The organism is Paraburkholderia sp. RL17-381-BIF-C (assembly GCF_046026435.1).
Taxonomy (GTDB): domain Bacteria; phylum Pseudomonadota; class Gammaproteobacteria; order Burkholderiales; family Burkholderiaceae; genus Paraburkholderia.
The window spans coordinates 44124-56660 of sequence record NZ_JARESX010000033.1 but is presented as its reverse complement, the minus strand read 5'-3'; the positions used below and the strand labels follow the sequence as shown (position 1 = coordinate 56660).

Sequence of the window (12537 nt, the reverse complement as noted above, 5' to 3'; positions counted from 1 at the left end):
AAGGTATTGTCGGGCACAAAAAACGGTATTGGATTGTATCAACGCTAGCCACTACGCTGGCGGATCGCCATGTCTTCCCGAGATTTTTTCGCCGATGTTAGCCACCCTCGAAATCCTGCTTCCCGTCTTCGGACTGATTTTCGCGGGTTTTGCATGTCGCCGGCGCAACGTGCTCGGGCCGAACTCGGCCTCGGAACTGAACCGCTTCGTGGTCTGGCTGGCGCTGCCGGCGTTGCTGTTCGACATCATGGCGCACGCCACCTGGCAGCAGCTCTATCAGCCGGCCTTCGTCGCTACCTTTTCGATTGCGTGCGTCAGCGTGTTCGTACTGATTCTCGCGATACGCTTGCTGAGCGGCCGGCATCTCGCCGATGCAAGCGTCGATGCAATCGCGGCGTCGTATCCGAACACCGGTTACATCGGCTTCCCCCTGGGACTGATCGCGTTCGGCCCGGCCAGCCAGACGCCGACCACGATCGCCACGATCCTCGTCGCCTGTGTGCTGTTCGCACTTGCGGTCGTGCTGATCGAGGTGGGGCTGCAGAGCGAGCGCACGCCGCATAAGCTGGCGTTGAAAGTGCTGGGCTCGCTGGCGCGCAATCCGCTGATCGTGTCGCCGATTGTGGGCGTGCTGTTCGCCAGCCTGCATGTCGCGTTGCCGGCAAGCGTCGAGACCTTCCTGAAACTATTGGGCGGCGCGGCGAGCCCGTGCGCGCTGGTGAGCCTCGGCTTGTTCCTCGCGGAAAAACGCTCATCCGAAGCCGGCACACGCGGCATTTCCTGGTTGCTGACCGGGGTCAAGCTGCTGGTGCAGCCGGCGCTGACGTGGTGGTTCGCGGCGCGCGTGTTCGGACTCTCGCCCACGCTGGTCGAGATGGCCGTCGTGCTGGCCGCGCTGCCCACCGGCACCGGCCCGTTCATGCTCGCCGAGTTCAACGAACGTGAAGCGCACATCACCTCACGGACAATCCTGCTGTCCACCGTTGGCTCCGTCGCGACCCTGTCCTTGCTTTTGATGTTGATGGGCCATCGGACCTAAGCGCAGCTGAACGCGCCGGCCGGCACGCAAACATACGTAGGCCCGCGCCTCGCGTTATGCTTCGAACACGGACCGCCGCGGTCCGCGATCCGCTTGCGCGAAGCCGACCCGAACCGACCCGCCGTGCCGAAAGCCCGCCCACCCGAACTGCATGACGACGCCGACGCCCGTTCGCTCGCGCGGCACTATCCGCGCGGGCTGCGCATCGACCCGCACTCGCACACGTGGGCGCAGGTGCTGTACGCGGTATCGGGCGTGATGTGGGTGGAAGTCGGCCGCGAAGCACTGGTCGTGCCGCCGCAACGGGCGGTCTGGCTGCCGGCCGGCACGCTGCATTCCATCCACATGATGAGCGAAGTGGAAATGCGCAACCTCTACCTTCACGAGCGCAACGTCGGTCACCTGAGCCGGCGCAGCGACGTGTTCGAAGTGAACGGCCTGCTGCGCGAACTGATCACCTCGATCGCGGAACACGAGGGCACCGGCGCACGCGATCAAACCTATCTCGACGCCGCGTACCGTCTCGCCATGCTGGAACTCGGACACGCGCCGCGCTCGTCGCTGCGCATCGCGCTGCCCGATGCTTCGGACCGGCGGCTCGAGGCGCTATGCCGCGCGGTGATCGACAACCCGTCGATCGCCATCAGTTTCGAGCAGCATGCGGCTTCGGTCGGAGCGAGCGTGCGGACGCTGGCGCGGCTCTTCACACGGGAACTGGGTATCGGCTTTGCCGAATGGCGCCGCCAGGTGCAACTGGCGGTGGCCGTCTCCTGGCTCGCCGAAGGGCGGCCGGTCAGCAGCGTCGCGCGCTCGCTCGGTTTTCAGCCGAGCAGCTTCAGCGACATGTTCCGCCGCGAACTCGGCGCGCCGCCCACTGGCTTCGATCCGAGCGGCACATTGAGCGAAGCGGCTTCCGTTGTCTCACCCGAACGCGAATCCGAACCCCAACCCGAACCCGAACCGGCGAAGACACGACCCGGCTGATTACTCGTCGCGCTTGTCTTCTGCGCATGGTGTCCAGGCTGATCCAACGCCTTGTCCGATATTCGAAAGTCTTTGTCTCAACGCCTTTGTGCCGGTCACCTAGACTACGTTCAATCTGCTGCGCGAAATAGCGCGGAATCCAGCAGCACCCCTCTTGCATGGAGCGACGCACGATGAAAGCCGTCCAGTTCAAATCCTTCGGCAGCCCCGAAGTGCTCGAATACGTCGATCTGCCCACGCCGCAAGCCGATGCGGACAACGTCGTCGTGCAGGTCAAGGCGGCCTCGGTGAATCCGAGCGACGTTAAGAACGTCTCCGGACATTTCGGGCACACGGTTTTGCCCCGTACGCCAGGGCGCGACTTCAGCGGCGTGGTGGTGGACGGCCCGCAAAACTGGCTCGGCGCCGAAGTGTGGGGCACCGGCGGCGATATCGGCTTCACGCGCGACGGCACGCATGCCGAATTCATCAAGGTGCCGCTCGCGGCACTGTCGCGCAAACCCAAAACACTCAGCCACGCCGAAGCGTCCGCCATAGGCGTGAACTTCGTGGTCGCCTGGCTCGGCACGGTCGAGTACGCGCATCTGCAAGCGGGCGAAATCATCGCGGTGATCGGCGCGGGTGGCGGCGTGGGTGGTGCGGTGGTGCAGATCGCGAAGGCACACGGCGCGCGGGTGATCGCCGTGGACCGTCATCCACTCGACGCGGAAACGCCGGCGGGCCGCCTGATCGACGACTACGTGCCGCTCGACGAAAACGTCACCGATCGCTTGAGAGCGCTGACCGGCGGCGTGGGCGCGGACGTGGTGTACGACACGGTCGGCGGCGTGGCCTTCGAGACCGCATTGAACCTCGTCAAGCGACGCGGCCGCGTGCTGGAAATCAGCGCGACGGGCAAGCGCCGCGTCGAGTTCGATCTGATCGACTTCTATCACAACGAGACCCAGTTGCTCGGTGTGGATAGCGCGAAGCTCGGCGTCGCCGACTCGGCGCCGTTGATGACAGCGCTGGTCGAGGGTTTCGAAACCGGCAAGCTGACCGGGCCGGTGATCGCGCAGGCCTTCCCGCTCGAACGCGCGCGCGAAGCGTACGACGCCGTCGCCAGCGGCACGCGCGGCCGGGTCGTCATCACGATGTAGTCGCCGTCGCGGCCGGCGGGCGTGGCGGCCCGTTTTCACGTGGCTTTTCACGTGGTTTTTCGAGTGGTCTGTCACGCGGCTTCTCACCTGGGTACAACAGTCATGAAAGCGTATTTGATCTCGCTGGCCGCCGGAGCGGTGGTCGGCCTCCTCTACAGCGTAATGGAAGTGAAGTCGCCCGCGCCGCCGACCGTCGCGCTGGTCGGACTGCTCGGCATGCTGGGCGGCGAACATGTGATTCCGTTCGTCCGCACCTGGCTTGCCGCGGGCGTTCACTGACCTGCTTCAAGCCGCCGCGCGTTGCTTGCGCTGAAGTCAGCGCATCGATCGAGTCAAGCCAACCCGGACACTTCTTCAGGCTCGCCAGGCCATCCCCTTTTCCGTCACCGTGCGTCACACGCTAAGATTGAGGCCCGACGGGCCGGTGCGCTGCCCGGATATGACAAGAAAAGCTTCGCCTCGGAGAATCAGATGCCTGAAGAATACGAAGTACATGGTCCGCACGACCATGCCGTGGAACACGCCGGCCATCACGACGCGGACCCGTTCGCAAGCCGCATGGCCGTGATCACGGCCATACTCGCAACGATTGGTGCGCTGTGCGCTTATCAGAGCGGCAACAGCGAAAACCTCGCGCTGTATTTCAAGAACGAAGCTGCGATCAAAAAGACCGAAGCGTCGAACCAGTGGAACTATTACCAGGCGAAGGGCGAGAAGCAGAATCTCGCCGAACTCGGCGCGGCGCTCTCCGCCGCGAATACCGACGCGCATGCGAAATTCCTCGCCGACGTCGATAAATACAAGCAGCAGAAAGAGCCGATCCGCGCGAAGGCCGAAGCCATAGAAAAGGAAGTCGTCGATAACGACGTGAAGAGTGAAACGCTTCTGCACGGCCATCATCGTTGGGCACAGGCCACCACGCTGATCCAGGTGGCGATCGCCCTGTGCGCCATCACGTTGCTGACCCGCAAGAAGTGGCTGCGCAATCTCTCGTTCGTGGTGGCGGGAGCGGGCGTGATCACCGGCGCCCTGGCGTTTTTCTCGGCTTGATGGATCAAGGGCCGCACAGCCGCCGTGGTTGGCTGCGCGGCGCAAATGAAGGGAGTGAAGCGTGATTGATGGGTCCGCCGTTCTAGGCGTTTTTTCGGTGTATGTGGCCGGCGTGGTGATCCCCGGCCCGAACTTCGTCGCGGTCGCGCATAAGGCCGCATCGGCGACGCGAGTCGAAGCGCTCGCGATGGTCGGCGGCATCGTGCTGGTCAATCTGTTCTGGGCAAGCTGCGCGATTCTCGGCGTCGGCATTGTGTTCACGGCTTTTCCGTGGCTCGCGCTGGCAGTCAAGGTGGCCGGCGCCGGCTACCTGATCTGGTTCGGCGGACGTCTGATCGTCAATGCATCGGCGGGCAAGCCGGCTGGCAGCATGCATGCGACGAGCGGCGGTTTCCGTCAGGCATTCGCGCAAGGCTTTGCCACCAACATCGCGAATCCGAAGTCGATGGCGTTCTTCGCCGCGGTGTTCTCCTCCGCCATGCCGGCGCACGTCAGCGTCGGCACGTTTGCCGCGATGCTCGGCATGGTGTGCGTGGTGGCAAGCAGCTGGTACGGGTTCGTTGCGCTCACCTTGTCGCATGAGCGGATTGCCAGCGCCTATCGCCGCTGCAAGGCATGGATCGACCGCGTTTGCGGCGGGCTGATCGTCGCGTTGGGTGTGCGTCAATTGATACGGTAGCTTCAGCAGTCCCCAATCTCGAGACGCGTGTTAAATACTGTTTTGCACGCAGTCTCGCCTCCATCAGCGCCAGCAATAAAGAGATAAGCACGGCGCAGCTTCATGACATAAATTAAGGATGCCGTATTACTGTTCGCACCCCTGCAGCGAACACCGCATCCGGCACGATCTGTCATGGAGGAATCGCTGTGAGAGAAACTATTGATCCGTCAGACGAGGTGACGACCGCCAACCTCGAAGCAAGCATTTTGCTTCCCCAGCTCGGCTGCCCGGCAGGCAAGATCGGCATAGCGGTCGGCGACATGCTGGAACGCTCGAATCGCGCGGTTATCGAAACGGCATTCGATCTGCTCGATCCGCACGCAAACGAGCGCGTGCTCGAAGTTGGCCTCGGCAACGGCGGGCATATCGCCTACGTGCTCGATCAGGGGGCGAGGCTGCGTTTCACCGGTATCGATCTATCGCCTACCATGATCGCCGTCGCTCGTTGCCGCAACGCGGCTTTCGTGCGCGACGGCCAGGTCAGGCTCGAAACCGCGGACGTCGCCGCCATGCCGTTCGCCGCCGCTTCGTTCGACAAGGCCGTCACGATCAACAGTACGTACTTCTGGCCCGACCTGACCGCCGGCCTGGCGGAGATTCGCCGCGTGTTGCAAGTGGACGGCACGCTGGTGATCGCGGCCATCACGCCGGGTGCCGCGATTGAGATGCCGTTTGCCGAGTACGGCTTCACGGTGCATGACGCAACGGCGCTGGAGGCCGCCTGCGTGGCCGCGGGTTTCGATCGGATCGGCATCACCCGCTTCGTCGAGCCGCTCAGCGACCCGCCGCAGCAGTATGGCCCGCGGGAGTTTTATCTGCTTAGGGCGTGCGCCGTCTGATACGGCGGCTTGCATCGGCGCTTTACGCGGCAAGACTCAATGTGCAATGCCGCGCGCACGCTCGAGCAACAATTCGCGCTCACGCGCATTGCGCGTCATACCGGCCGCACGTTCGAATTCGGCACGCGCCTCATCCACGCGGCCGAGTTTCGCCAGCAGATCGCCACGCACGCTCGGCAACCAGTGGTAGTTCGCGAGCGCGGCATCGGTTGCCAGCACGTCGACGATCTCCAGTCCGGCAGCCGGGCCGAACGCCATGCCGACCGCCACCGCGCGATTCAACTCGACCACCGGCGACGGTGCCACCTGTGAAAGCGCGTCATACAACGCGACGATCTGCACCCAGTCGGTATCGTCCGCGCGACGCGCACGCGCATGACACGCTGCAAGCGCCGCCTGCAGCGCGTAGGGGCCGCTCGCGCCGCCCAACGCATGCGCGCTGTCGAGCGCGGCGAGCCCGCGACGGATCAGCAGTGGATCCCAGCGGCTGCGGTCCTGATCGAGCAGCAGCACGGGGCGGCCTCGCGCATCCGTGCGTGCATGCGTGCGCGACGCCTGAATCTCCATCAGCGCGACAAGGCCATGCACTTCGCTCTCATCCGGTACGAGACCGCTCAGCACACGGCCAAGCCGCAGCGCTTCCTCGCATAGCGCAGGACGCATCCAGTCGTCGCCGGCAGTGGCCGAATAGCCTTCGTTGAAGATCAGATAGATGACTTGCAGCACCGAGGCGAGCCGCGGCGCGCGCGCGTCCGCCTGGGGCACTTCGAACGGCACCTTGGCAGCCGAGAGCGTGCGCTTGGCGCGCACGATACGCTGTGCGATGGTCGGCTCCGGCACGAGAAACGCGCGCGCGATTTCGTCCGTGGTGAGGCCGCCGAGCAGCCGCAGGGTGAGCGCGACCCGCGCGTCGGTGGACAGCACCGGATGGCACGCGGTAAACACCAGCCGCAGCAGGTCGTCGCCAATATCGTCGGCGCGGGCGGCATCGAGGGCATCGACGAAATCGGGCACGAGATGAGCCTCCAGCGCGTCGAGATCGTGACCCAGCTCCTGATGCTTGCGGGCATGCAACGCTTCCTGCCGCAAGCGGTCAAGGGCGCGGTTCTTTGCGGTCGCCATCAGCCACGCTCCAGGATTGTCGGGCACGCCCGCGTCGGGCCAATGTTCGAGCGCGGCCACCAGGGCGTCTTGCGCCAGTTCTTCGGCGAGCCCCACGTCACGCACGATTCGCGCGACGTGGGCGATGACCTTGGCGGATTCGATCCGCCAGACTGCCTCGATGGCACGGTGGGTGGCTGCCGTCGTCACGCGTCAGCCCGCCGCCTTGGCGTTCGGGTCCATGTAGATGAGCTCCCAGATGTGGCCGTCGATATCTTCGAAGCCATGCCCATACATGAAACCATAATCCTGCGGCGCGCGCGGTATCGCGCCGCCCGCGGCGAGCGCTCGCGCGACCAGCGCATCCACCTCTTCCCGGCTTTCACAAGACAGACCCACCAGCGCTTCCGTGCTCTCCTTCGGGTCGCACAGCGATTTGCGCGTGAACGACTTGAACAGGTCCTTGACCAGCAACATCGCGTAGATGTTTTCGCCGAGGATCAGACAGGCCGCCTGCTCGTTCGTGAATTGCGGCTCGAACCTCAAGCCGATCGCGCTGAAAAAGGCTTTCGACCGTTCGAGGTCATTCACCGCGAGATTGACGTAGATCTGCTTATGCATGATGGAGTCCATTGATGAGGTTGCGTTCGCACGGCTCTCACCACGCACTACGCTCAGTGCGCACGTTGCGCCAGTTGCGCCGCGTCAGCAGCCCTGCGCCGCGTTCAGCGCGGTTCCCGCTCCCGCCTCAGCGCTTGCCGGCTTCCAGTTCGCGGAACCGGTCCAGCTCGGGGCTGGGCTCGAAGTCGTCGAGTTCGAACAACTGACGCACTTCGATTTCGCCGTCGGCTTGCTCGCCGAACGGCGCCGGAAAACGCCGCGCCCATTCCATGGCTTCTTCACGCGAGCGCACCTGGATCAGCGTGTAGCCGGCAACGAGTTCCTTGGTTTCCGCAAACGGGCCGTCGACCACCGAACGCTTGCCGCCGCTGTAGCGTATGCGCCAGCCTTTAGAACTCGGTTGCAGACCGGTGGCGTCGAGCAGCACGCCGGCTTTGGCCAGTTCTTCGTGGTACGCGCCCATTGCGGCCATGAGGGACGCTTCCGGCATCTCGCCGGCTTCGCTCGCGGCCGTCGCTTTTACAAGGATCATGAATCGCATCGCCGTTACTCCAATTCGTTGTGAGAGGGAAAGCCGCACAAACTGGGAGGCTTCTTACTCACACGACGAGCAACGCGCGGCCGGATCGACACGCCTGCCGACCCACCAGGGAAAACCCCGAGACAACGCTGTCGATGCGCGTATCGCCTAGGCGAAACAAGGTCCGAGCTTGCGGACTTCGACGGTGCACCACGTGGCCGCCGGGCAGGCTTGGGCGATAGCCACGGCTTCTTCACGGGTATCGCAGTTGAGGAGGAAGAACCCGCCGATCATCTCTTTGGCTTCGGCGAACGGGCCGTCGAGCAGTTTCGGCTGGCCGTCGCGGACCTGTACGCGGACCGCGTCGCTTGCGGACGTGAGCGACTCGACCGCGACCAGTTTGCCGCGCTCTTTCAGATCGGCGGCGAAACGGACCATCTGGTCGTAGACTTCGCGGCCCGCAGCTTCACCGCGTTCAATGCGTTGATTCGGGGGTTCGACGATGAGCAGCATATAAGACATGGCGTCTCCGATTGATCGCGTCGCAAACGTGAACGCCCTGGAAGCGTAAGAGGAGAAATCGCGCTCACGGCCGGTTGGCGAGAGGCAGTCTAACAAGCGCGGATGACTCCAGCAAACCAGATGCGGCGCTGGCATGGCGGCCGAATGGGCGCCTTACGGAGACTCGTAATATCCGCACGTCGATGCGAGGTGTGAAAAAAACGCCCCATGGGGGCGTTTCATTTGCGCGAACCAGAAACGAAAGAGCCTAACCAGGCCACCCTGCTCCTCAGGCAGCAGCTTCTGCAATCGCCTGAACCTGCGCGGACCTCATCAGTCCTTCAATCATTTTCGCTTCCGCGCTCGCAATCTCGCTCAACGATGCCACGGACAGTTGCGCGTCGAGAATCTCCAGCGCCGTGCACAAGCGGGCGTATTCGCCGTCTTCCAAAGCCCATGCGCCTTCGCCGAGTTCACGCGCGTCGAGTTGAACCATCGCGGCATGTGCGCTTTCGATGTCGGCAATCGCGTCCTCGCCGAGACCGAGCCGCGCAAGCTCTTGCGACACCAGTAAATGCCGGCTCAAGGTCATGTGCAGATTCCGCGAGCCGTGGCCGTGGCGGAATGCATCGAGGGCGGTGTAGCACTGCAGAAGCATCGCCGCGGTGACCGGCTCATGAGCGGTGCGGCTATAGGTCAGCGCACGCAACAGCGGGGACATGGCCGGCTGGTTGTGCTTGCGGACTCGCGATTTACTGGACATATCGGTTCAACCTCCTTCTCTAACTCTCGGCTTCGCCACCGGATTCTTGCGTTCAACGGCGGCAATCGCCGCCGATACGCCGGCGGCTCGACAGGCCCGAAGCGAGTCTGTGTGGCCATCATGGCAAGCAACTATTAAGACAGACTTAAACGACCTCAAGTCCTGTTTAGATGCAGCGTGCGTCACAGCGCGCAGCCGGCCGCTTGTCCGGTGCCGCCGCAAAAAACGCAGTGCAACGCCGGCATATCGGTTCGAACCCGCCGATTGCAAGCCTTGCCGCGCAACGAGACGAAAAAAAACCCTGTTCCCGCGAAGGAACAGGGTCGGACAGGATGGAACAGTCGTACTCGCGCGTGGATGCTTGCCGACCTTCACCACCGCAAACTAACAGAGTTGCTACTTGAACTACATCTGCGAAAAGCTGTTGTTTCTTGAACTACTGCTGCATCACAGCCGGGTCCTTCGCCTTCAACATCGCCTGACTGCAACCCCCTGCTGATTCACGCGCTAATTCATGGATCGCGCGCCGTTTGCATTGCTTCTCTTACCTACTGCTTTACTGCCCTGCCGTGTACGACAACCACGGCAAACTGCCATCAACGGTACGGTTCAAAACAACGCGGGGGAAGACCGCGTCGATGGGCTCGGTGATTTGTCGCGCCATGGAAAACAGTGTATGCCGGCACTTGCGAATGCAATTGCGCGAAGCGAGGGGAATTGGCAGGCCAGTTTGGCGAATCGGCGTAACAGGCCGATTTCCTCAGACATGAGCGACGGCGCCTTCGCCGTCGCTCGTTCATTTTCGAGTGGGTGCGATTAACCGACGCGACACCGCGTGGACGACACGCGCGTTCGCATCGGGCAGGGTCATCAACCCCGAGCGACGAAGTCGCTGATCGTCAGCAGCACTTTTTCGCCCGGACGCGCCAGCATCTTTCTCTCCGCCACGGCGGTGATGCGTTTGCGCCCGTCCGCGAAAGTCTTCAATACGCGCTCCTCGCCGGCGTCGCGTTGCAGCCAGAAATGCTGCTCCAAGGCCTCACGCGTGACGGCGCACTCAAGGTCCCGTCCTCGCGTCGAAAGCTGGAAAATCACCGCGCGTCCGTCTGCCGAGACGCTTGGCTCAAGCTCGATAATCTCCATAGCCCACCTCGCAAAGTTCGTTAAGCCGCTCGCCGTGTTGAACGAACGACACCGGAAGAAACTGAATACGCACGCAAAGCCACGCGCTGAGTTTTTCGACTGATCAGATGCACCCTATCGCGCCACGGCCGCGCTCGTTGTGAGCTGAGCCATTGTCCCGTGAACCGGCGCGTGCGTCGACAGCGGCAACGGCACATGCGCCGGTCGGCGCACTGAACCGCTCAACCAGCGCGGACGTTTCGCGCAGAACTCATGCAGCAATGCATTCAACCCTTCCGTCATGGCTTGCGTGCTACGGCGCACGCCGCGCGATGCGGACGAAATCGCAAACCAGGAATGCGGCGGCCGAAGCTCGTGGCAAATGCCGCGCGCATCGACAAAGCGCAGACAACCGGTGTCGGGATAAAAGACGAGCGTCATCGCGTCGCCGTCGACCCCGTGCGTGACCATGTGTGGTTTCGTATTCAGCATTTTCGTTGTTATGCCAGGTTGGCGTTTTTTTGTTGACGGTGCGGCTTCGAGGCCGCCCGCGCCAGCAATTTGCGCACGAGGCAAAAGCAAAGCGCATGCCAACGAGGGCACAACGCATCGCGTGAACCGTGGCGACTGCAACGCGACCTGACGACACCGTGCCTCTGGCGCGGCGCAAATGCCGATCACGCCTGAGGCGAGGCACGCGACAGCACGCGATTGCGCGGAGGCGCGGACCGCCAACTGTCGGCATCGGCGCGACCGGCGCACTGCAAAGTCGAGAGGCACACACATAACCGCGTGGTAAAAAAGCGCTGCTGGCGCGACAATTCACGACCATTCTTACTAGCCGCCGGCACACCGGCAACCTGACCAGCATGCCCGCTCAAGAACCCGGCTTCACCCTGCGCCCGGCGCTGGACTCGGACATACCCTTACTGTTCGAACTGCGCAAGGCGACCATGACTGAGCACCTCGCGCGCGTTGGCGAACCGTCGGACGATACCGAGCATCGCGCCCGTCTGCTGCATCGTTATGACACGGCGCGCGTAATTTGCATCGACAGCGAACCGGCCGGTTTGCTCAAGGCGCATCGCACCGGCGCCGAATGGGTCGTCGTGCAATTGCAGATCACGCCGGCACTTCAGGGGCGCGGCATCGGCGAACGCGCGCTGCATTGGGTATTGCGCGCCGCGCAGGCCGACGCATTGCCGGTCACCCTCAAGGTGCTCAAAGGCAATCCCGCGATGCGGCTCTACGAGCGGCTCGGCTTCGAGATCGTCGGCAAAGATGAGAGACAGTTTTACATGAGGCGCGCGCCGCGCGCGTCGGCGGAAATTGAAGCAGAATGAATGTCGGATAAAGACTGATACGTAACGGACCTGCCATGACCTTTCGCGACACTTCCGCCATCGCTAGCTGGCACGCCCATGTGTACTTCGATGCGAGCACCCGCGACGCCGCGTGGACCTTCCGCGAGCAGATCGAAGCGCACTGGAGCGGCAAGCTGCAAATGGGCCGCTTTCACGAGCGCCCGGTCGGACCGCATCCCATGTGGTCGTATCAGCTTGCATTTACGCAGGACCAGTTCGCCGACCTGGTCGGCTGGCTCACGCTGAATCACGGCTCACTGGATATCTTCCTGCACCCCAACACCGGCGACGCACTGCGCGATCACCGCGACGCGGCCGTATGGATCGGCCATTCGCACGAACTGGTGCTGAGCGCGCTGGGCTAACGGCTTCGAACGCGGCGCGCAGCGAATCGAACCGCGCGCCGCCGCTTGCGGTTCACATATTCGAATACGAACTGCACCAGCCGCGCGCGGCGACCTGTTTGTCGCCGAACAGCGTGCAGCCGCCGTATGCATCGGTGGCTTTGCCCTGGAACAGCGAGCAATTGCCGCAATTTTGGTCGGCGGCGTAGCCGGGGAATTTCGCCTTGTCGACCTTGGAGGCGTCCTCCTTATAGCCGACGGCTTGCGCCTTCGGATCGGCTTCGCTGAGCGTATTCGCGGTCTCGGCGAAAGCGGTACGTGCGAGTGCGAGCGCTGAGCCCGCGCTCACGCCGAGCAGCAGAAAATGGCGGCGCGATGTTTTCATATGGGTCCGATGGAAAGTGGGAGGCGTGCCTCGATCGCGATCAA

Annotated in this window: 17 protein-coding genes; 9 read left to right on the top strand and 8 right to left on the bottom strand. The window is 63.2% G+C overall.

The genetic code is table 11. The annotated features are described in order from the left end of the window. Nucleotides 1–94 precede the first annotated feature (94 nt). The 7 genes from P0D70_RS20855 (at nt 95) to P0D70_RS20825 (ending at nt 5772) form a co-directional block, all read left to right on the top strand. Nucleotides 95–1039, top strand: a complete 945-nt coding sequence (locus P0D70_RS20855) for an AEC family transporter (protein WP_408185883.1) — start codon at nt 95–97, stop codon at nt 1037–1039. A gap of 123 nt (nt 1040–1162) precedes the next feature. After that, nucleotides 1163–2023, top strand: coding sequence for an AraC family transcriptional regulator (locus tag P0D70_RS20850; protein WP_408185882.1), 861 nt, complete (start codon nt 1163–1165; stop codon nt 2021–2023). Between the two features lie 173 nt (nt 2024–2196). Next, entirely contained in the window at nt 2197–3162 is a 966-nt protein-coding gene (locus tag P0D70_RS20845; protein ID WP_408185881.1) for a quinone oxidoreductase family protein, read from the top strand. A gap of 102 nt (nt 3163–3264) precedes the next feature. Beyond that, the gene (locus P0D70_RS20840; protein ID WP_408185880.1) at nt 3265–3441 is read left to right on the top strand and encodes a DUF1427 family protein; all 177 of its coding nucleotides are present in this window, start codon (nt 3265–3267) and stop codon (nt 3439–3441) included. Between the two features lie 192 nt (nt 3442–3633). Next, a complete protein-coding gene (locus tag P0D70_RS20835) occupies nt 3634–4212 on the top strand; it encodes a DUF4337 domain-containing protein (protein WP_408185879.1) in 579 nt (192 codons plus the stop codon). Between the two features lie 61 nt (nt 4213–4273). Next, the gene (locus P0D70_RS20830) at nt 4274–4891 is read left to right on the top strand and encodes a LysE family translocator (protein WP_408185878.1); all 618 of its coding nucleotides are present in this window, start codon (nt 4274–4276) and stop codon (nt 4889–4891) included. Between the two features lie 188 nt (nt 4892–5079). Beyond that, nucleotides 5080–5772, top strand: a complete 693-nt coding sequence (locus P0D70_RS20825; RefSeq protein WP_408185877.1) for a class I SAM-dependent methyltransferase — start codon at nt 5080–5082, stop codon at nt 5770–5772. Nucleotides 5773–5808: 36 nt separating this feature from the next. On the opposite strand, the gene P0D70_RS20820 is transcribed toward P0D70_RS20825, so the two are convergent. From P0D70_RS20820 to P0D70_RS20790, 7 genes are all read right to left on the bottom strand, one after another. Next, entirely contained in the window at nt 5809–7083 is a 1275-nt protein-coding gene (locus P0D70_RS20820; protein WP_091805615.1) for an RNA polymerase sigma factor, read from the bottom strand. Between the two features lie 3 nt (nt 7084–7086). Continuing rightward, nucleotides 7087–7494: a VOC family protein gene (locus P0D70_RS20815; RefSeq protein ID WP_408185876.1), complete on the bottom strand. Its 408-nt coding sequence runs from the start codon at nt 7492–7494 to the stop codon at nt 7087–7089. A gap of 127 nt (nt 7495–7621) precedes the next feature. Then, entirely contained in the window at nt 7622–8035 is a 414-nt protein-coding gene (locus tag P0D70_RS20810; RefSeq protein ID WP_408185875.1) for a YciI family protein, read from the bottom strand. 147 nt (nt 8036–8182) lie between these two features. Continuing rightward, the gene (locus P0D70_RS20805; protein WP_408185874.1) at nt 8183–8536 is read right to left on the bottom strand and encodes a YciI family protein; all 354 of its coding nucleotides are present in this window, start codon (nt 8534–8536) and stop codon (nt 8183–8185) included. Nucleotides 8537–8804: 268 nt separating this feature from the next. Continuing rightward, complete coding sequence (locus tag P0D70_RS20800; RefSeq protein WP_091805603.1) at nt 8805–9278, bottom strand: hypothetical protein; 474 nt, start codon at nt 9276–9278, stop codon at nt 8805–8807. Between the two features lie 870 nt (nt 9279–10148). Further along, entirely contained in the window at nt 10149–10421 is a 273-nt protein-coding gene (locus P0D70_RS20795) for a DUF1488 family protein (RefSeq protein ID WP_091805600.1), read from the bottom strand. 114 nt (nt 10422–10535) lie between these two features. Beyond that, nucleotides 10536–10871 carry a hypothetical protein gene (locus tag P0D70_RS20790; protein ID WP_408185873.1) on the bottom strand — a complete coding sequence of 112 codons (336 nt, stop codon included), beginning with the start codon at nt 10869–10871 and terminating at the stop codon, nt 10536–10538. A gap of 398 nt (nt 10872–11269) precedes the next feature. Between P0D70_RS20790 and P0D70_RS20785 the strand changes: the two genes are divergently transcribed. Continuing rightward, nucleotides 11270–11743, top strand: coding sequence for a GNAT family N-acetyltransferase (locus P0D70_RS20785; protein ID WP_408185872.1), 474 nt, complete (start codon nt 11270–11272; stop codon nt 11741–11743). Between the two features lie 35 nt (nt 11744–11778). Then, nucleotides 11779–12129: a DOPA 4,5-dioxygenase family protein gene (locus tag P0D70_RS20780; protein WP_091805594.1), complete on the top strand. Its 351-nt coding sequence runs from the start codon at nt 11779–11781 to the stop codon at nt 12127–12129. A 52-nt stretch (nt 12130–12181) separates the two neighbouring features. Here P0D70_RS20780 and P0D70_RS20775 read toward each other — a convergent pair whose 3' ends face one another. Beyond that, entirely contained in the window at nt 12182–12493 is a 312-nt protein-coding gene (locus P0D70_RS20775) for a high-potential iron-sulfur protein (RefSeq protein WP_408185871.1), read from the bottom strand. Nucleotides 12494–12537 lie beyond the last annotated feature (44 nt).

Bases quoted from the DNA above. Each gene is read 5' to 3' on its own strand.
- P0D70_RS20855 (WP_408185883.1), top strand. From the start codon at position 95: ATGTTAGCCACCCTCGAAATCCTGCTTCCCGTCTTCGGACTGATTTTC.
- P0D70_RS20800 (WP_091805603.1), bottom strand. From the start codon at position 9,278: ATGTCCAGTAAATCGCGAGTCCGCAAGCACAACCAGCCGGCCATGTCC.
- P0D70_RS20845 (WP_408185881.1), top strand. From the start codon at position 2,197: ATGAAAGCCGTCCAGTTCAAATCCTTCGGCAGCCCCGAAGTGCTCGAA.
- P0D70_RS20805 (WP_408185874.1), bottom strand. From the start codon at position 8,536: ATGTCTTATATGCTGCTCATCGTCGAACCCCCGAATCAACGCATTGAA.
- P0D70_RS20795 (WP_091805600.1), bottom strand. From the start codon at position 10,421: ATGGAGATTATCGAGCTTGAGCCAAGCGTCTCGGCAGACGGACGCGCG.
- P0D70_RS20810 (WP_408185875.1), bottom strand. From the start codon at position 8,035: ATGCGATTCATGATCCTTGTAAAAGCGACGGCCGCGAGCGAAGCCGGC.
- P0D70_RS20815 (WP_408185876.1), bottom strand. From the start codon at position 7,494: ATGCATAAGCAGATCTACGTCAATCTCGCGGTGAATGACCTCGAACGG.
- P0D70_RS20840 (WP_408185880.1), top strand. From the start codon at position 3,265: ATGAAAGCGTATTTGATCTCGCTGGCCGCCGGAGCGGTGGTCGGCCTC.
- P0D70_RS20775 (WP_408185871.1), bottom strand. From the start codon at position 12,493: ATGAAAACATCGCGCCGCCATTTTCTGCTGCTCGGCGTGAGCGCGGGC.
- P0D70_RS20790 (WP_408185873.1), bottom strand. From the start codon at position 10,871: ATGGTCACGCACGGGGTCGACGGCGACGCGATGACGCTCGTCTTTTAT.
- P0D70_RS20785 (WP_408185872.1), top strand. From the start codon at position 11,270: ATGCCCGCTCAAGAACCCGGCTTCACCCTGCGCCCGGCGCTGGACTCG.
- P0D70_RS20780 (WP_091805594.1), top strand. From the start codon at position 11,779: ATGACCTTTCGCGACACTTCCGCCATCGCTAGCTGGCACGCCCATGTG.
- P0D70_RS20835 (WP_408185879.1), top strand. From the start codon at position 3,634: ATGCCTGAAGAATACGAAGTACATGGTCCGCACGACCATGCCGTGGAA.